Source organism: Mesorhizobium sp. USDA 4413, from assembly GCF_056280365.1.
This window is the reverse complement of the sequence record NZ_JBVPRP010000001.1, coordinates 6,034,628-6,051,417: the sequence shown is the minus strand read 5'-3', so window position 1 is coordinate 6,051,417 and position 16,790 is coordinate 6,034,628. Positions and strand designations below refer to the sequence as shown.

At 63.9% G+C, this 16,790-nt stretch carries 18 protein-coding genes; 8 read left to right on the top strand and 10 right to left on the bottom strand.

Annotated elements, in window-relative coordinates; genetic code table 11:
* Window positions 1–12: 12 nt before the first annotated feature.
* Window positions 13–927 (bottom strand): LysR family transcriptional regulator, encoded by a 915-nt coding sequence (locus tag ACVMIM_RS29395; RefSeq protein ID WP_476116238.1) that lies wholly within the window; start codon window positions 925–927, stop codon window positions 13–15.
* 123 nt (window positions 928–1,050) lie between these two features.
* Here ACVMIM_RS29395 and ACVMIM_RS29390 point away from each other — a divergent pair, with 123 nt between their 5' ends.
* Window positions 1,051–2,073, top strand: coding sequence for a zinc-dependent alcohol dehydrogenase family protein (locus ACVMIM_RS29390; RefSeq protein WP_476116236.1), 1,023 nt, complete (start codon window positions 1,051–1,053; stop codon window positions 2,071–2,073).
* A gap of 15 nt (window positions 2,074–2,088) precedes the next feature.
* Here ACVMIM_RS29390 and ACVMIM_RS29385 read toward each other — a convergent pair whose 3' ends face one another.
* From ACVMIM_RS29385 to ACVMIM_RS29370, 4 genes are all read right to left on the bottom strand, one after another.
* Window positions 2,089–2,796, bottom strand: coding sequence for an LssY C-terminal domain-containing protein (locus ACVMIM_RS29385; RefSeq protein ID WP_476116235.1), 708 nt, complete (start codon window positions 2,794–2,796; stop codon window positions 2,089–2,091).
* A gap of 123 nt (window positions 2,797–2,919) precedes the next feature.
* The gene (locus tag ACVMIM_RS29380) at window positions 2,920–3,747 is read right to left on the bottom strand and encodes an extensin-like domain-containing protein (protein ID WP_476116233.1); all 828 of its coding nucleotides are present in this window, start codon (window positions 3,745–3,747) and stop codon (window positions 2,920–2,922) included.
* Between the two features lie 138 nt (window positions 3,748–3,885).
* On the bottom strand, window positions 3,886–4,893 hold the full coding sequence (locus tag ACVMIM_RS29375) for an extensin-like domain-containing protein (RefSeq protein ID WP_476117410.1): 1,008 nt from the start codon (window positions 4,891–4,893) through the stop codon (window positions 3,886–3,888).
* Window positions 4,894–5,007: 114 nt separating this feature from the next.
* A complete protein-coding gene (locus ACVMIM_RS29370; RefSeq protein WP_476116231.1) occupies window positions 5,008–5,433 on the bottom strand; it encodes a DUF3775 domain-containing protein in 426 nt (141 codons plus the stop codon).
* Window positions 5,434–5,613: 180 nt separating this feature from the next.
* Between ACVMIM_RS29370 and ACVMIM_RS29365 the strand changes: the two genes are divergently transcribed.
* Window positions 5,614–6,156, top strand: a complete 543-nt coding sequence (locus ACVMIM_RS29365; RefSeq protein ID WP_476116229.1) for a tetratricopeptide repeat protein — start codon at window positions 5,614–5,616, stop codon at window positions 6,154–6,156.
* A 258-nt stretch (window positions 6,157–6,414) separates the two neighbouring features.
* Window positions 6,415–6,888, top strand: a complete 474-nt coding sequence (gene greA, locus ACVMIM_RS29360) for a transcription elongation factor GreA (protein ID WP_040996779.1) — start codon at window positions 6,415–6,417, stop codon at window positions 6,886–6,888.
* On the opposite strand, the gene waaC is transcribed toward greA, so the two are convergent.
* From waaC to rfaD, 3 genes are read right to left on the bottom strand one after another with little or no spacing between them, the layout of a single operon-like run.
* Window positions 6,881–7,876, bottom strand: coding sequence for a lipopolysaccharide heptosyltransferase I (waaC, locus tag ACVMIM_RS29355; protein WP_476116226.1), 996 nt, complete (start codon window positions 7,874–7,876; stop codon window positions 6,881–6,883). The two genes, greA and waaC, sit on opposite strands and share 8 nt — an antisense overlap.
* On the bottom strand, window positions 7,873–8,880 hold the full coding sequence (gene waaF, locus ACVMIM_RS29350; RefSeq protein ID WP_476116224.1) for a lipopolysaccharide heptosyltransferase II: 1,008 nt from the start codon (window positions 8,878–8,880) through the stop codon (window positions 7,873–7,875). Before waaF ends, waaC begins: the two co-directional genes overlap by 4 nt.
* A complete protein-coding gene (gene rfaD / locus ACVMIM_RS29345; RefSeq protein WP_476116222.1) occupies window positions 8,853–9,803 on the bottom strand; it encodes an ADP-glyceromanno-heptose 6-epimerase in 951 nt (316 codons plus the stop codon). Before rfaD ends, waaF begins: the two co-directional genes overlap by 28 nt.
* A gap of 265 nt (window positions 9,804–10,068) precedes the next feature.
* Between rfaD and rfaE1 the strand changes: the two genes are divergently transcribed.
* From rfaE1 to ACVMIM_RS29330, 3 genes are read left to right on the top strand one after another with little or no spacing between them, the layout of a single operon-like run.
* Window positions 10,069–11,553 carry a D-glycero-beta-D-manno-heptose-7-phosphate kinase gene (rfaE1, locus tag ACVMIM_RS29340; RefSeq protein WP_476116220.1) on the top strand — a complete coding sequence of 495 codons (1,485 nt, stop codon included), beginning with the start codon at window positions 10,069–10,071 and terminating at the stop codon, window positions 11,551–11,553.
* Window positions 11,554–11,560: 7 nt separating this feature from the next.
* Entirely contained in the window at window positions 11,561–12,133 is a 573-nt protein-coding gene (locus tag ACVMIM_RS29335) for a D-sedoheptulose-7-phosphate isomerase (protein WP_476116218.1), read from the top strand.
* A complete protein-coding gene (locus tag ACVMIM_RS29330) occupies window positions 12,126–12,758 on the top strand; it encodes a D-glycero-alpha-D-manno-heptose-1,7-bisphosphate 7-phosphatase (RefSeq protein WP_476116216.1) in 633 nt (210 codons plus the stop codon). Before ACVMIM_RS29335 ends, ACVMIM_RS29330 begins: the two co-directional genes overlap by 8 nt.
* Before the next feature lie 68 nt (window positions 12,759–12,826).
* On the opposite strand, the gene ACVMIM_RS29325 is transcribed toward ACVMIM_RS29330, so the two are convergent.
* Window positions 12,827–13,303, bottom strand: coding sequence for an Lrp/AsnC family transcriptional regulator (locus tag ACVMIM_RS29325; protein ID WP_476116214.1), 477 nt, complete (start codon window positions 13,301–13,303; stop codon window positions 12,827–12,829).
* Between the two features lie 275 nt (window positions 13,304–13,578).
* On the opposite strand from ACVMIM_RS29325, the gene trxB reads away from it, so the two are divergent.
* Together trxB and ACVMIM_RS29315 are read left to right on the top strand one after the other, a co-directional pair.
* Window positions 13,579–14,553, top strand: coding sequence for a thioredoxin-disulfide reductase (gene trxB, locus ACVMIM_RS29320; RefSeq protein WP_476116212.1), 975 nt, complete (start codon window positions 13,579–13,581; stop codon window positions 14,551–14,553).
* A gap of 72 nt (window positions 14,554–14,625) precedes the next feature.
* Complete coding sequence (locus ACVMIM_RS29315; protein ID WP_040996765.1) at window positions 14,626–15,522, top strand: LysR family transcriptional regulator; 897 nt, start codon at window positions 14,626–14,628, stop codon at window positions 15,520–15,522.
* Window positions 15,523–15,738: 216 nt separating this feature from the next.
* Here the strand turns inward: ACVMIM_RS29315 and ACVMIM_RS29310 are convergent, their stop codons facing one another.
* Window positions 15,739–16,236 (bottom strand): methyltransferase family protein, encoded by a 498-nt coding sequence (locus ACVMIM_RS29310; RefSeq protein WP_476116210.1) that lies wholly within the window; start codon window positions 16,234–16,236, stop codon window positions 15,739–15,741.
* Between the last annotated feature and the right edge of the window lie 554 nt (window positions 16,237–16,790).

The window sequence follows — 16,790 nt, the reverse complement described above, 5'->3', positions numbered from 1 at the left end:
CAGGCGTAGTGTTCAGGCGGCATCCCAAATCGGCGCCGAAAAATGCCCGACAAGCGCGTCGATGACCACGCGAACCTTCGGCGTCAGCGCGCGTGTGAGGGGCCACACGGCATGGACGGCGATGTGCTCCACCAGATGATCCGACAGAACCATTTCGAGCGCGCCGCGCCTCAGGCTCTGGCCGGCAAGCCAGGTAGGCAGGAAGGCGATGCCGCAGCCGGCGAGCGCGGCGTCCAGCATCGGCTCGCCATGGCCGAGCACAAGCCGCGCCTTGGGCACGAAAGTGGTGAGGTGACCGGCGCCGTCGCGTATGGCCCAGGGCCGGACGACGCCTTCACGTCCGTAACCGATGACGCTGTGCCGGGCGAGATCGTCCACGGATTGCGGGCGGCCATACCGTTCAAGATAAGCGGGAGAGGCGCAGATCGCCGAGCGCTGGGCATAGATGCGGCGTGCGGCAAGCGACGAAGAATCGTCGAGCTCGCCCATACGCACGGCAAGGTCGATGCCTTCCTCTATCAGGTCGACGCGCCGGTCGTTGAAGGAGATCTCGATCGTCAGGTCCGGAAACCGGCTGGATATGTCGAACAGCACGGGCGCGACGCATCGGCGACCGAAGGCGAGCGGCACATCGACCCGGAGCCTGCCCGACGGGACCTGCCGGCGCGAGGCGAGCAACGCCTGCCCGGCCTCGATCTCGGCAAGCGCCCGCGCGCAGGATTCGTAGTAGCTCATGCCTTCGCTGGTCGGGCTGAGGCTGCGCGTGGTGCGGTTGAGGAGGCGCACACCCAGCCGCTGCTCCAGTTGCGCGACCGACTTCCCGATCGCCGACTTCGTCACATGCAACCGCTCGCCGGCGCCCGTGAAGCTGCCGGCTTCGACCGCGTTGACGAATGCGACGACGCCCTGGAGGTCAGCCGGATCCATATCGATTCCCTATTGTAGATTTGAACTCTTCAATTTGTTGCCGAATATCCCGCATTGCGGCACTATTTTCCATAGTCGGATCGCATAAATCTCTCGCGCACCATCAACCAAGGAGCGCGATGCATGGACACCGACAGCAACAGATCCTGGCAAATGAGCGGGTTCGGCCTTTCCAAACTGAAGCCGGTGGAAGGGGACGTGCCCAAGCCGGGGCCACACCAGCTTCTGGTACGGACGAAAGCCGTGTCGCTGAATTACAAGGACAAGATGATCGTGGACGGCGTGCTCATCCCCGACCTGTCCTTCCCATTCGTGCCGACTTCGGACGCCGTGGGCGAGGTCGTGGCGGTCGGCGGCGCGGTGAGCCGCTTCAAGGTCGGACAGCGGGTCCTGGGACAAGTGATCACCGACTGGCCTGACGGCGACGCACCGGCGGTGCTCCACCGGCACACGCTGGGCTCCTCGCTTTCAGGCATGCTGTCCCAATATGTCGTCTTCGGTGAGGACGCGGCGGTGCCGGCACCGGCCTCGCTGAGCGATGTCGAGGCCGCAACGCTGCCGATCGCGGCGCTGACCGCCTGGTTTGCGATGACGGAGGCGACAAGGCCGGTGCCGGGCCAGACCATCCTTATCCAGGCCACTGGCGGCGTGTCGCTGTTTGCGCTGCAATTCGCCGCCGCCTTCGGCCTGCGCGCCATCGTCACATCGAGCAGCGACGAGAAGCTGAAGCGTGCCAAGGATCTCGGCGCGTGGCGGACGATCAACTACCGCGCCCAGCCGGCATGGGACGAGGCCGCTCGCGCCATCACGGACGGGCTTGGCGTGAACCATGTGCTGGAAATGGTCGGCGGCGACAATGCGCGCCGGTCGCTCAACGCCCTTGCCGCCGATGGCCGGCTGTCCGTCATCGGCCTGCTCGGCGCGATGGAGATCAGCTTTCCGATCCTGCCTCTCATGCGCAACCGCATCACGGTGCAAGGCCTGTCCATCGGCCACCGCCGCTCCTTCGAGCGCATGAACCAGGCGATAGAGGCGCTCGGCATCCGACCGGTCGTCGACAAGGTCTACGGCTTCGATGAGGTGCCCCAGGCGCTTCAGCGTCTGGAACAGGGGCCGTTCGGCAAGATCGTGATCACCACGACCTGAGGGCGCGTGGTGAGATCACCGCAGCGTCTTCAGCACGCCGATCACGGCCATGCCGTCAGTGAAATAGGGATCGCCGCCGCCGTTGCGTCCCGTCTTGGTGGCGCCGATTCCCGGTATCTCGCTGGTGGATGTGAGCTGATCGGCGGCCTTCAGGTCGCCGATCAGAAAGTCGCGCTCGGCGTCGATGTCGGGGCCGATATGATGGGTGACGGCGCCCGTGTCGTGGCTGAAGCCGACGCCGCGATCGAAGCTCGCGGCGCCCAACCAGAGCGGGCGGCCGTCGTCGCCGACCGCGTCCGTCTGCCAGAAGCGGACGTGATGGCGCCGGTCGGCACTGCCGCCGACCGGTTTCTCGAAAGCAAGGTCCTGGCCGCGACCCTCGAACAAAAGGCGGCTCATCGGCGCATCGGGGTAGGGGCGGGAAAACAAAACGCTTTCACCGATGTCGATCGCGGTCCTGAGTGTCACGGCATCGGCCGTGTCCCAGCCCGCGACCGCGAAGGCATGGACGACTTCCTTCTCGGTGCCGATAAGGCCGACATTGATCGGATCGCCGGGAATGCCCTGCGGCGTATGCGTCACCATCTCGAAGGGGCGGGTGCGGAAGCCGCGCTCCCGCCAGGTCCAGAATTCCGGCGCGGCGACATAGGCGAGCGCCAAATAGAAGGCGCAGATGGCCGCCAGCCAGATCGCCGCGCGCCGCCTCAGGCTTCGTTCACCCACGACAAATCGCTCCCAAATCCTCGCGCGACCATTTTATGCCGTGTTGGCCGTTTGGGGCAGAGGCCTGTGGAGCCAGGCTGGCGACATGAGGACGAAGCGGGTTGCCTCGGTGATCGCCTCAAATCAGCGGCAGGCGCGGTAACCGCTTTTGCGGTTCTTGATATCGAAGTGGAAATGGTTGCGATGATCGTAATTGTAGCCCGGACCCAGCACGGTGGTGAAATACTCGCAACCGTCGGCGCGCACATTGTTGAGGAAGCCGCGCGTGCGGAAAGCGAACAGGCCGGGCTTGCGCACGTCGATGTCGTCGCCATTGTTGAGCTCGATGCTCATCACGTCGAGGGCGTTGCCTTTGCCGTGCTCGGACAAAACACCTTCGCCGGCGATGTTGCGGCAGGAATAGCTGGAGCCCTGGTGGATCGCCTTGACGCCGGAGAAATAGCGCCAGCGCGCGGCCGGCTGCAGCTCGTTCTTCGTCCAGGCGGCGAAGGTGGCGGCCATATTGCAGGTCAGCGTCGCCGCCGGTTTCATGGCGACGCTGCCGATCGCCGAGACTTTAACGGGGAAATCGATGCCGCACTGACCTTCATGGATCGGCTGGATGTCCTGGTAGACGACGCCCATCCGCTTCAGCTCGTTGCGGCAGTCGATCTCGCTGGCCGGCATCTGCTCGAGAGGCGACATCGGCTCATCCATGCGCGGATACGCGGCCTGGATCATATAGGGGTTGGACGGAACGAGCCGCTGCATGCCGGAATATTGCGGCGCGTCGGGCTGCGGCACGGCCGCCGTCTGGCTGCCGACATCGACGGCTGGCTGCAGCGCAAAGACGTCACCGGTCGTGCAGGCCGATATCGTCGCGATGGCGCCCGCGGCCAGCCCGACAATCGCGATCCGTGCGCACTTGTTCCGTTGCGCCGCCACCAGCACAGCGCCAAGTCTTCCAGCCATTGAGAGGCGTCCTTGTCCCCGAATGGCACAAGGTTAACCCTCAACAGTAAAGGAAAGATCAGCGCCGACATTCATGCATGGGGCGGAATTGCGGCGCTGTTCTTGCCGGGACGCAACCCGAAACTTTCGAGATCGTGCCTACTGGCAGAAGGTGCCGCCGTGCCGGCGCGGTTCCAGGTCCAGGTGAAAATGCAGTTCGTGGTCGGGGTCGGCACCCGGCCCAAGCACCGTCTTGAACGGCCCGCAGGCAGCCTTGCGCAGCGCGTCGAGGAACTTCGCGTCCTTCTCAGGCGGCGCCGGCCCGATCTCGATCCGCCTCCCGTCCGATAGGGTGAAGCTGGCGATGTCGAGCGCGTTGCCGAAGGCGTGTTCCGACAGTTTGCGGGTGCCGTTGCGCGGGCGGCAGACGAAGGCTGAGGCCTGTTTGACCGATTTCAGGTCGGCGCCGAGTTCAGCCTTTGCGGCAGGCTGGACGACATCGGCCATGAAACGCGCGGCCGCTTCGGCCATCGAACAGTTGAGCTCGGTGCCGGGACTGATGCCGATGGACTTGCCGAGCGTCTTCAAAATTATCGGATAGGGAATCGAGCAGCCGATTTCCTCATCGTGCTCGGCCTTGTGCTCCTCGAACTCGACGCCCAGCGCCTTCAGCCGCTCCCGGCATGCGGTTTCTTCCGCAGGCATCTTGTCGGCGGGCATTTCGGCCGAGCGCGGATCGGGAAGCATCTTTTCCTCGCCCGGCGGTTCGGGTTTTTCCGGCGGTTGCGGCGCGGTTTCCGGCGGCTCCGGCTCCAGTTCGGCGGGCTTCTGCGGCGGCGTCGGCACCACGTCCGGCGTCTCAGGCTCGGAGTCCGTCCGAGACTCGGATCGAGCGCCCTTCGAGCGCGGCGGGCGAGCGTCCCATTTCGGATGCGACTTCTCCTGGTTGAGGAAGTCGTCATTGCCGTCGAGGCGGCGTTTGCCTTGCCCGGACTTGTCGACGCCGTTCTCCATATCCTGCGGCCGCGATCCCGGAACCGGGGTTGGCGGAGGCGTTTCCGGTGCCGGCGCGGCGCTTTGGCCGGCCGGCGGGACGGGGCTTTTGTGCCGGTGGTGATGCTTGGCCAGGGCCGGCGAAACCAGCAGGATCGCGGCCGCCACAGGCAGCGCCAGTCTGCAAAGTCGTGAAAGGCTTAGCGTTGCCATCGCCCCGAAACGGCAGTCGCGTTGCGAAGTTGCCTGCGTCGGCGGCCTTGCCGATCACAATCGGTTACCGGCGCGTTACGCGCCGATGGCCTCAAGGCCTTCCTCCAGCCAGTCGGCAAGCATCGGCAGGCCAAGCAAATATTTGGCCGCGCGCTTCCTGGGGCGCTCCCTGGCGGCGGCCACCGCATCCGCCCATTCGGATGCGTCATAGTCGCCGCGCCCGACCCAGGCGAGCGCGATCAGCTCGGCCGCTTCGTCGATGTTGAGATCGTTGATCAGCTCGCGGAATTCCTCCTCGGTGAGGTTTTCCGAGGCTTCCTCGACAAGGCCATCATGGTGGTGGCTGGCATGCGTGTCGCCGTCGAACTCGACCTCATGCTCGGCGCCGTCGTCATAGTCCTCGTTGACGGCGGCGCTCAGCGCTTTCGCCTTGAGGATGAACAGGCGCACCGTGTCCGGATCGATCGAAAGTTCCCACTCCTTCTCGAGGCGCTGCTGCACTGGCCTTTCTCCCACGTGATGCGCTTGGCCCCGATGATAGCGGAATTAAAGCGCGCGTCACGTCCGCAGGTAAATGCTTCTTTCCGGCCGTCGAAAATAGTTCGGCAGCCGCCCGCATTTCGGGATGAAACCGCGCCGGAGCGGCGTTAATCTGCCATTGTCACGCTCATGGAGGCTTCGATGCGCAGACGTTTGCTTGTTCAGGTCATGGCTGTTGCGGCGCTGCCGCTGTTCGTTGCGCCCGCGTTCACGGCGGGTGAGGGTGGCGGTGGCAGCAGCGGCGGCCAGACGACCAGCACCTGCAAGAAGGGCGAGGTCTGGGACAAGAAGAAGAAGAAATGCGTCGTGCCGCAATATGGCATGCTGGACGACGACAGCATCTATGAGGCCGGCCACGATCTGGCGATGGCCGGGCGCTATGATGAGGCGATCTCGGTGCTGACGCTTGCCGCCAACAAGCAGGATCCGCGCATCCTCAACTATCTCGGCTATTCGCATCGCCATTCGGGCCGCATCACGGTCGGCCTCGGCTATTACGAGGAAGCGCTGCGCATCGACCCGAACTACACGCTGGTGCGCGAATATCTGGGCGAGGCGCATCTGCAGATCGGCGATCTTGCCGGCGCGCAACAGCAGCTCCAGGAAATCGAAAAGCGGACCGGCAAGGGCTCGCGCGAATACGGCATGCTGTCCGAGCAGATCGATCATTTCCTGAGGAGCTGAACAGGGCTTCGAGGCTCCTCGAACCGGCTGCGGGCAATCGCGGCCGGTTTTTCGTTTGCCGGGCCGTGTACCCGCGAAAGCGGTGATCATTTTGCCGAATTTCATTTTTGGGCGTGAAAATCGCGCGAAGATTGCTATATTCAGGGAAATTGTGGTGAGACGGTTCCGTTAGCCCGAGGCTGCCGGACCGTTTTCTTTTTGTACCTATCGACAAGGCCACCCCCGAAGACGGGGGCGGCGGCAGGAAAGGTCAGGCAGATGATCAAGGTCCCGATGACAGGCGAGGGGTTCGCGTCATTGAAGGAAGAGCTCCGCTGGCGCCAGCAGGAGGAACGTCCTCGTATTATCGAGGCGATCTCCGAAGCGCGCTCGCATGGCGACCTGTCGGAAAATGCCGAATATCACGCGGCGAAGGAGTCGCAGAGCCACAATGAAGGCCGCATCAACGAGCTCGAGGATCTGATCGCGCGCGCCGAGGTCATCGACGTGTCCAAGCTTTCGGGCGACAAGGTGAAGTTCGGCGCGACGGTGGTGCTCGTCGACGAGGACACCGAGGAAAAGAAGACCTATCAGATCGTCGGCGACCAGGAAGCGGACGTGAAGTCCGGCCGCATCTCGATCTCCTCGCCGATCGCGCGTGCGCTGATCGGCAAGGAAGTCGGCGACGCCATCGAGGTCAACGCCCCGGGCGGTGCTCGCGGCTACGAGATCGTCGAGGTGCAGTTTATCTAACTTTTGTCTCCCCCTTTGTGGGGGAGATAGCACGCTGTGCCAGCAGCCTCTCGGCCTCCGCTATCACGTCGGCCGGCGCGACCTTGCGACCGGCTGGCGCAAGCAAGGTCGATGCGAACGGTCCTTGCGGGCCGGTGAGACCTGGTTCCGTCGCCAGGAAGATGGCGACCGTCGGCAGGCCGAAGGCGCTGGCAAGATGGGTGAGGCCGGTGTCGGCGCCGATGACGAGCGTCGAACGGCCGAGGATCGCGGCGATATCGGCGAGCGGCGATTTTGGAACCAGCACCGTCCTTGGTACGGCCGCGGCAATGGCTTGCGCCACTTTCCTTTCCGCATCATTCGACCAGGTGACGACCGGCGTGAAGTGCCGGTCGGCCAGTCCGCGCGCGATTTCGATCCAATCCTTGACCGGCCATTTCTTGTCATCGCGGCTGGTGCCGTGCAGCAGGAAAGCGGCTCTGCCTTCAAGGCCGGGCAGATTGCCCGCCGGCGGCACGATGCCGGACTCCAGGGTCGATAGGTCAGGCTGGTAGCCCAGGACCAGTCCGAACAATCGCCTGGTGCGCTCGATGGCGTGCAGGTCGCGCGGCACGGCGTATTTGCTTTGATAGAGCAGCGTTGCCGAAGGTTCGCGGGCGCTCGCTCGGTCGAATCCGGCAATCGGCGCGTCGGCCTGAATGGCGACCAGGGCCGACTTCAACAGGCCTTGCGCGTCGATGACAAGATCGTAGCGACAGGCGCGGAGCGCTCTGCGCAGTCCCGCCATCTCGCGCCAGGTTTCGCCATGGAGAAGCCTCTTGCGCCAACGCCGCACAGCCACGTTATGGATGGTGCCGATTGCCGGATGCAGCGCCACGATGCCAGCAAACGGCTCCTCCACGCACCAGTCGAAGATGATATCGGGGCGATTGCGCAGCGCGTCCTCGACGGCCGGAAATGTGTGGATGACATCGCCCATCGACGATGTCTTGACGATGAGCACCTTCATGCCGCTGCCGGAACTTCAAGCAAACGGTCGGCCGCGGCGGTGACGCGGGCGACATCGAGCGTCTTCAGGCAGTTGAGATGGCCGAGCGGGCAAATCTTCTTGTGACAGGGCGAGCAGGACAGATGCAGCCAGATCAGCTCGGAGCGCTCGCTGAGCGGCGGCGTGTTTTCCGGCGAGGTCGAACCGTAGACGGCGACGATCGGCGTGCCGACGGCGGCCGCGACATGCATCAACCCGCTGTCGTTCGACACCGCAAGCTTTGCCGCGGCGATCAGATCGATGGCGTCCTCCAGCCGCGTCTTGCCGGCAAGGTCGATGGCGCCCGGCGCAAGTGCTGCGATCTCACCGGTCACGTCGGCATCGTTCTTCGAGCCGAGCAGTGCGACGCCCAACCCCTTGGCCATCATGTCGCGGGCAAGCCCGGCATAATGATCGCCCGGCCAGCGTTTTGCCGGGCCGAATTCGGCGCCAGGCATGAGCGCCACGAATTTCCGGCCGGTCAGCCCGAACCGCGCCAGCAGATCGGCTTGATTGGCGTTGTCGACGGTGAGCCTCGGGGCGCGAAACGTGCCGCCGCGCGCGAGGCTGAAATAGGCGCGCGCCGTGCGCCGCTTCAGGGCTTCGGGCAGCGGCACGATGTCGGTCAGCAGGCCGTAGCGCATCTCGCGCAAATTGCCGACGCGGCGCGGGATGCGGGCGAAGAACGGGATCAGCGCCGATTTCCAGCTTCCCGGCAGCACATAGGCCATATCGTAGCGGCCGCGCAGCAGACGGCCGAAGCGTCTGCGGCTGCGGAATTCGAGCGCTCCCGGCATCAACGGAAAGTCGATCTGGCTGCGTATCTCGGGCATGCGCCTGACCAAGGGCGCCGCCCAGGCCGGCGCCAGCACGTCGATGGCCGCATTCGGATGTTTTTCCTTCAGCGCCGCAAACAGGCACTGCGCCATGACCATGTCGCCCACCCAGCGTGGGCCGATCACGAGGATCGTTGGGCCTTCAGCCATTCGACATAGTCCCTGACGCCGGTTTCGACTGTGCGGAATTGGCCATTGTAGCCGGCCGCGCGCAAGCGGGACATATCAGCCTGCGTGAAACTCTGGTAGCTGCCCTTGAGATGGTCGGGGAAGGGGATGAATTCAATCTCCCCCTTGCCCAGCGTGTCGATCACCGTCTGGGCGATCGCTCGAAACGGCTGGGCGCGGCCGGTGCCGCAGTTGAAGATGCCGCTCAAGCCGCGTTTCCAGAGCCACAGATTGACTTCGGCGACGTCGCCGACATGGATGAAGTCGCGGCTCTGCTCGCCTGGGCCGAAGTCGCCATAAGCGCCGAAGAGTTTCGGATTCTCACCGCGCTCGACCTGGTTGAACAGATGGAAGGCGACCGAGGCCATGGTGCCCTTATGCGCTTCGCGCGGGCCGTAGACGTTGAAATAGCGCAGTCCCGCCACCTGCGAATGATCGGTATCGAAGACGTTGCGGCGGACATAATCGTCGAACAGCTTCTTCGAATAGGCGTAGACGTTGAGCGGGCGCTCGAAGTCCGGCTCCTCGCGGAACTCGCTGCCGCCGCCATAGACCGAAGCCGACGAGGCATAGAGGAAGGGAACGCGCAGTTTCAGGCAGGCATGCAAGAGCTGCTTCGAATAGGCATAGTTCACCTCCATCATGAACTTGCCGTTCCATTCGGTGGTGGTCGAGCAGGCGCCCTGATGGAAGACGGCCTCGATGCGGCCGAGCCCGCCATCCTCGAGCCGCGCGAGAAAATCGTCCTTGTCGAGATAGTCGGCGATGCGAAGGTCGGCGAGGTTGGCTATTTTGTGGCCGTCGGTGAGATCGTCGACGACCATGATGTCGTCACGGCCCTCGGCATTGAGCGCGGCGACGATGTTGGAGCCGATCATGCCGGCGCCGCCCGTGACGATGATCATGAAGCCCTCTGCTGCTTACGATTCCGGCTCTTATAGGGGAGGCGGGCCGGAGTGTCGATAAAGCTCGTTCGAAGGCAAAGCCGGCAGTGCTTGGCCATAGTCGCGCCGCAAAGCTCCCGCTTCACTCGCGCCCGTTCCGCCGCCACGGTTCGCAGCCTGCCGTTGCGCAAGCCCGAATTGCGGTATATCGGCATCGCAAATATGACAGGCGCTGCAATTTCGGCGCTTCAAACCGACCAGATCCGCCCTCAGGCGCGCCAGTAAGATGATCAAGCACAATCCGCCTTCTCCGGAACCCTTGCACCGCACCATCGCCCGGTTCGGCGACGTCACCGTGCTGGTGGTGGGCGATTTCATCCTCGACCGTTTCGTCAGCGGCGTGATCGAGCGCATCTCGCCGGAAGCCCCGATCCCGGTGCTGCATGGACGTGGCGAGACGCTGAACATGGGCGGCGCCGGCAATGTCGTCTCCAATATCGTTTCGCTGGGCGCTGCGGCCATTCCCGTGTCGGTAATCGGCGCCGATCAGGCCGGCGACAATCTGATCCGCATGCTCAGTGAGATCGGCGTCGATACCGGCGGGCTCCTTCAGCGCCGGGACCGCATGACCTCGTCGAAAAGCCGCTTCAGCGCGCTCAACCAGCAGGTGCTGCGTTTCGACGAGGAAGAGATCAAGCCGCTCACCTCCGCCGAGCGGGCGAAGCTCATCGACCATTTCCAGGCCGCGCTTGGCCGCGCCGACATCGTCATCCTCTCCGATTACGGCAAGGGCATCCTGCTCGACGGCGTCGCCGGCGAGCTGATCGCGATCTGCCGTGACGCCGGCAAGCCGGTGCTAGTTGATCCGAAGGGGCTCGATTATGCGCGCTATGCCGGCGCGACCGCGGTGACGCCGAACCGCAAGGAGCTTGGCGAGGCGGTCGGGCGCAAGGTGTTCGGCGACGACGAGATCGTCGCCGCGGCGCGCGACCTGATCGCCGCTCACGATTTCGAATTCATCGTCGCTACACGCAGCGAGAAGGGCATGAGCGTCATCTCCGCCGAGGATGCCCGCCACATCTCCACCCAGGCGCGCGAGGTGTTCGACGTTTCCGGTGCCGGCGACACGGTCATCGCAAGCTTCGCGCTGTCGCTCGCCGCCGGCGCCGACCGGGTGCATGCCGCCGTCATCGCCAATGCGGCCGGCGGCGTCGTAGTGGGAAAACGCGGCACGGCGCGGCTGAACGTCGAGGAATTGTCGGGCGCGCTGTTCCGCTCACATGGGCCGACCGGTCACCAGGATGCCATCCTCGATTTCAATGGCGCGGCCAGGATGGTGGCGGCCTGGAAGGAAGAGGGCCTCACGGTCGGCTTCACCAATGGCTGCTTCGATATCCTGCATGCCGGCCATGTCAGCCTGCTGCATGCCGCGCGCAGCCAGTGCGACCGGCTGGTGCTCGGCCTCAACAGCGACGCCTCGGTGCGCCGGCTGAAAGGGCCGGGGCGGCCGGTCAACAACCAGCATGATCGCGCCTGCGTGCTCGCAGCACTTGCCTCGGTCGATGCCGTCGTCGTCTTTGAGGAGGAGACGCCGCTCCAACTCATCGAGGCGCTGCTGCCAGACATCCTGGTCAAAGGCGCGGATTACACGATCGAGTCCGTGGTCGGTGCCGATGTCGTGCAGAAGGCGGGCGGGCGCGTGGTGCTGGTCGATCTCGTCGCCGGCAAGAGCACGACGAACATGATCGGCAAGCTGCGTGCCGCAAACTGAGGGTGTCATGTCCGATTTGAACGACTACCTGGTCCGCTCCGCGGCGGCGATCTCGGCGATGGTCGAGCGCGACCTGACCGGAGAGATGGAACGCGCGGTGAGCACGGTTGTGACGGCGCTCTCGCAAGGCAAGGCGCTGCTGATCTGCGGCAATGGCGGCTCGGCCAGCGACGCCATCCACATCGCCGGCGAGCTGGTCGGCCGCTTCCTGAAGGAGCGCAAGGCCTACAACGTCATCGCGCTGCCGGCCAACGCCGCGGTGCTGACCGCCTGGGGCAACGATTACGGCTTCGACACCGTCTTCTCGCGCCAGGTCGAGGCGCATGGATCGAAAGGCGCGGTGCTGCTGGCGATTTCGACCAGCGGTAATTCGCCCAGCATCCTTGCTGCCGCCGAGCAGGCGCGGGCGATGGGCATGACGGTGATCAGCCTGACCGGCGAGACCGGCGGCAAGCTCAAGCCGCTGACCGACATCCTGCTCAACGTGCCGTCGGCCTCGACGCCGATCATCCAGCAGGGGCATCTGTGCCTCTATCATCATCTGTGCGAGGCGGTGGAAGCGCGTCTCAGCAATGGCTGACGGCACCGGTGCCTTACCGCTCGCCGAGCCGGGCTTGTGGGTCGAGCAGATTGGCTCCACGGAGTTTCCAGCCTGCCGGCCGGCGCTGTTCCTCGACCGTGACGGCACGATCAATGTCGATACCGGATATCCCGGCGATCCGGCGGATGTCGTGCTGCGTGACGGCATCGCGCCGATTATCGAGGCTGCGAACCAATGCGGCATTCCGGTCGTTATCGTCACCAACCAGTCCGGCGTCGCGCGCGGCTATTTCGGCTGGGATGCGTTCGCGCGGGTCAACGGGCGCGTGCTTGAGCTGCTGGCTGAACAAAACGCGTTTGTCGACATGGTGCTTGCCTGCGCCTATCACGAAGCCGGCAAGGGTCCGCTCGCGGTTGCCGATCACCCGATGCGCAAGCCCAATCCGGGCATGCTGCTGGAGGCTGGTCGACGGCTCGGCCTCGACTTGAAGCGATCACTGATCATCGGCGACAAGGCCGCCGATATGGAAGCCGGTCAGCGCGCCGGCCTTGCGCGGGGTTGGCTTGTCGATGACGAAGCCTCGACGATAAGCGGGTTTTCGGTTTCGCCGTTGCGCGACGCCACAGACCTTGAGGAGCTGCTTGCCGCGATACAGTCGCTCTGATCGCGGATTGATTCAAAAGCTGGTGCCAAACCTTTGTTTGAGCTGGCGAATTGTCGGAAGCCGGCACATTAAGTTTGAAATGCCACCAGCCCTTCGTCCTTGACGCGGCGGATCGTCAAGGCGGTCCGCACGGTGTCCACATTCGGTGCCGAAGCCAGTTCCTCAATGACGAAGGTCTGGAAGGTGCCGAGGTCGCTTGCCACGCAATGCAGCAGGAAATCGGATTCGCCCGAGACCATCCAGGCGTCGCGCACGATCGGCCAGCCGCGCGTGCGTTCGGCGAAGGTCTTCAGCTCGGCATCGGCCTGATGATGCAGGCCGACCAGGCAGAAGGCGACGACATCCATGCCGAGCGCCGGCGCATTGAGCAGCGCGCGGTAACCGCGGATGATACCGGCCTCTTCCAGCCGCCGGACACGGCGCAGGCAAGGCGGCGCCGAGATGCCGACCCGGTTGGACAATTCGACATTGGTCATGCGGCCGTCGCCCTGAAGTTCGCGCAGGATCTTCCAGTCGATGGCGTCGAGATCGGCTTTGAGCGGCATGAGGGGCTTTCGCGCAACAATCTTTCACGATTTTGTAATTTGGTTTCGCCTCGGAGGCCATCCCTTTGCGATGATTTTCTCTCGTTTGGACGCATGCCGTGATCGCTGTGCCGCGCACGCCTCCGAGCTAAATGCATTGGTGACGGGCGGCGATATGGCCGGATATGCAGGGCACGAAGCTTTCCGGGGACGAAGGCCAACTTGCCTTGCTGGTCCTACGGGCAACACTTACATTACGCGCGACAAACCACGGCTGTGCGCCGCAGGGGACTTTCATGAACACGAAACATGCGCCCGTTCTTATCATCGGTTCCGGCCCGGCCGGCTACACGGCGGCGATTTATGCCGCCCGCGCCATGCTGAAGCCGATGCTGGTCGCCGGCCTGCAGCAGGGCGGCCAATTGATGATCACCACCGATGTCGAAAACTATCCGGGCTTCGCCGATCCGATTCAAGGCCCCTGGCTGATGAGCCAGATGCTGGCGCAGGCCGAGCATGTCGGCACCGACGTCATCAACGACATCATCACCGAGGTCGACCTCAATGTGCGGCCGTTCCGCGCCACCGGCGATTCCGGCACGGTCTACACCGCCGATGCGCTGATCATCGCCACGGGCGCGCAGGCCAAGTGGCTGGGCATCCCGTCGGAGCAGACCTTCATGGGCTTCGGCGTTTCGGCCTGCGCCACTTGCGACGGCTTCTTCTATCGCGGCAAGGACGTCGCGGTTATCGGCGGCGGCAATTCCGCGGTCGAGGAAGCGCTCTATCTGTCCAACCTCGCCAAGAGCGTCACCGTGATCCACCGGCGCGGCGATTTCCGCGCCGAGCGGATCCTGCGCGAGCGGCTGCTTGCGAAGGACAATGTCCGCGTCATCTGGGACACGGTGGTGGACGAGATCACCGGACGCCCCGGAAAGGCGCCGCTGCCGCCTTCCGTCGAAGGCCTGACGCTGCGCAACGTCGTGACCGGCCAAGAATCGAAGCTGCCGGTCGACGGCGTGTTCGTCGCGATCGGCCATGCGCCGGCCGTCGAGCTCTTCGTCGGCAAGCTGAAGCAGAAGCCGAACGGCTATCTGTGGACGGCGCCGGATTCGACGCGCACCGACGTGCCCGGCGTGTTCGCCGCCGGCGACGTCACCGACGACGTCTACCGCCAGGCGGTGACGGCGGCCGGGCTGGGCTGCATGGCAGCGCTCGAGGCGGAAAAATATCTGGCGGGCATCGAGGCTCACCGCGAAGCGGCGGAATGACAGATCGGCTGAAAAAAGCCGTTTAAAAGCCTGATTTTTCATTCAGACGCCAAACGCAACGCGAGGGGAATCATGGCGCTGGACTGGGACAAATTACGCGTATTTCACGCAGCGGCGGAGGCTGGGTCGTTCACCCATGCCGCCGAGACGCTGCATCTGTCGCAATCGGCCATTTCGCGGCAGGTCAGCGCGCTGGAGCATGATGTCGGCGTCGCGCTGTTCCACCGCCATGCCCGCGGTCTGGTGCTGACCGAGCAGGGCGAGATGCTGTTCCGCACGGCGCATGACGTGCTGATGAAGCTGGAAACCATCAAGACGCGGCTCACCGAGACCAAGGACCGGCCCTCGGGCGTGCTCAGGGTGACGACCACGGTGGGCCTTGGCGCCGGCTGGCTGACCGAACGTGTGCAGGAATTCATCGAGCTCTATCCCGAGATCAGCCTGCAGCTGATCCTGGCCAATGAGGAACTCGACCTCACCATGCGCCAGGCCGATTGCGCGATCCGGCTGCGCCAGCCGCAACAGCCGGACCTTATCCAGCGCCGGCTGTTCACGGTGCATTTCCACCTCTATGCCGCGCCGTCCTATATAGCCAAGTTCGGCAAGCCGGCCTCGATCGCCGAGCTCAGGAACCACCGCATCGTCACTTTCGGCGTGCCGGTGCCGTCGCATCTGTCGGAGCTGAACTGGCTTGAGACGGTGGGCGATTTTGAAGGCGCGCAGCGTGTGCCGACGTTGCAGATCAATGACATCCTGTCGATCAAGCGCGCGGTGCAGGGCGGCGCCGGCATCGCCATGCTGCCGGACTACGTGATCAACAAGGATACGAACCTGGTGCAGCTGCTGCCGGAAACCGAGGTGCCCTCCTTCGACACCTATTTCGCCTATCCCGACGCGATGAAGAACCAGGCGAAGCTGCACGTGTTTCGGGACTTCATCATCGCCAAGGCGCGCAGCTGGTCTTATTAGGGTGCGCCGATATTCAGGTGAGGCCGGCCTGCAAATGGCGGCTTCTTGCGCTTCCGATGCTCACGTACTTCAGGTGCTCCCCGCTCCGGCCTTCGCCGGCCGAAGCCCTGATAGGTATCTCCGCTCATGAAGGGTACGGCCGGCGTGGGCCGGTTCTCAGAAAACCACCATTTTCGACTCGGCCTGACCTGAATCTCGGCGCACCCTCGGCGCGGTTTATCCGCGCCATGGCGTCAGCCGAGGCAGCCAGCCGGGCACGGCGCGCCGGTAGACTTCGTATTCCTCGCCATAATGGTTGGCGAGTGTGGGCTCTTCGTAGAGCTTGACGAAGGAGATCATCGCTGCTGCGGCGATGAGGCCGTAAAACAGCACCGGCCAGCTCGAAAATATCAACGCCTGGCCAAGGATAATCGCCAGCACGGCCACATACATAGGGTTGCGCACGTGGCGGTAAATGCCGCCGACGACCAGTTTCTCGGTCGGCGCCACGGGAGCGGGGGTGCCCAGGCCCTCGAGGGCAAAGCGGGCGAAGGCATGAAGCAGGATGGCGGCCGCCGCGATCACGAGAATCGAGCCCGCAGACGCGAAGCCCGGCACCGCCGACAGAGGTTTGCGATAATGGTCGGTCAAAAGCCAGGGCGCCAATCCGGCGACAATGCCGGGTGCCGCGACCAGGAACAGCGCGCTGCCGGCGACTGCTGAAAAAGTTCGCATCATCGGTCTCCTGCCGCTAAAATAAACTCGGTTGCCGAAATCGACATCATTTCGCCGACTCGCCTGTTTTCGAGCAAAAACCGGTTCGATTTTGCATTTAAGCAGTCGCTTCAAGACCGGAAACGCATCGGAAGCGGCGATTTTTCTGGTCCTATGGCCTCACGGAATGGGTTGGACCACAGCCTGCGTCTTTTTGCATGCGTGTGTTGCAAAATAGATGCTTGTTTCTTGGGCATGATGAGCACATATATAGTGGCATCTCCAGGGCGCGTTCTCCTCCCATTAGCGCCCTCGAGTGTTCCCCTCTGGAGGTTAGCCCTAATCGGCACTTCCAATCAAACTCAGCCGGATCTTTATTGATCCGGCTTTTTTGTTGCCCGCATGCGTCCGAGCCGGCAAAAAAACGACTGCATCCACCACGTAACAGTGACATGTAACATCGGGTAACATGTTGCACACGCAGTCTATGGTTTAAGTAGACGATAGGACGCGGTTGGTCGGTTCGGGAGATGGGGGCATCACTCGGAAGACCGGGCTCAGGCAGCTACCGCGTC

Coding starts and splice junctions, on each gene's coding strand:
- trxB (WP_476116212.1), top strand. CDS start 13,579: ATGAACACGAAACATGCGCCCGTTCTTATCATCGGTTCCGGCCCGGCC.
- waaF (WP_476116224.1), bottom strand. CDS start 8,880: ATGGCTGAAGGCCCAACGATCCTCGTGATCGGCCCACGCTGGGTGGGC.
- rfaE1 (WP_476116220.1), top strand. CDS start 10,069: ATGATCAAGCACAATCCGCCTTCTCCGGAACCCTTGCACCGCACCATC.
- waaC (WP_476116226.1), bottom strand. CDS start 7,876: ATGAAGGTGCTCATCGTCAAGACATCGTCGATGGGCGATGTCATCCAC.
- ACVMIM_RS29380 (WP_476116233.1), bottom strand. CDS start 3,747: ATGGCTGGAAGACTTGGCGCTGTGCTGGTGGCGGCGCAACGGAACAAG.
- ACVMIM_RS29335 (WP_476116218.1), top strand. CDS start 11,561: ATGTCCGATTTGAACGACTACCTGGTCCGCTCCGCGGCGGCGATCTCG.
- rfaD (WP_476116222.1), bottom strand. CDS start 9,803: ATGATCATCGTCACGGGCGGCGCCGGCATGATCGGCTCCAACATCGTC.
- ACVMIM_RS29390 (WP_476116236.1), top strand. CDS start 1,051: ATGGACACCGACAGCAACAGATCCTGGCAAATGAGCGGGTTCGGCCTT.
- ACVMIM_RS29315 (WP_040996765.1), top strand. CDS start 14,626: ATGGCGCTGGACTGGGACAAATTACGCGTATTTCACGCAGCGGCGGAG.
- ACVMIM_RS29365 (WP_476116229.1), top strand. CDS start 5,614: ATGCGCAGACGTTTGCTTGTTCAGGTCATGGCTGTTGCGGCGCTGCCG.
- ACVMIM_RS29395 (WP_476116238.1), bottom strand. CDS start 927: ATGGATCCGGCTGACCTCCAGGGCGTCGTCGCATTCGTCAACGCGGTC.
- ACVMIM_RS29310 (WP_476116210.1), bottom strand. CDS start 16,236: ATGCGAACTTTTTCAGCAGTCGCCGGCAGCGCGCTGTTCCTGGTCGCG.
- ACVMIM_RS29325 (WP_476116214.1), bottom strand. CDS start 13,303: ATGCCGCTCAAAGCCGATCTCGACGCCATCGACTGGAAGATCCTGCGC.
- ACVMIM_RS29330 (WP_476116216.1), top strand. CDS start 12,126: ATGGCTGACGGCACCGGTGCCTTACCGCTCGCCGAGCCGGGCTTGTGG.
- greA (WP_040996779.1), top strand. CDS start 6,415: ATGATCAAGGTCCCGATGACAGGCGAGGGGTTCGCGTCATTGAAGGAA.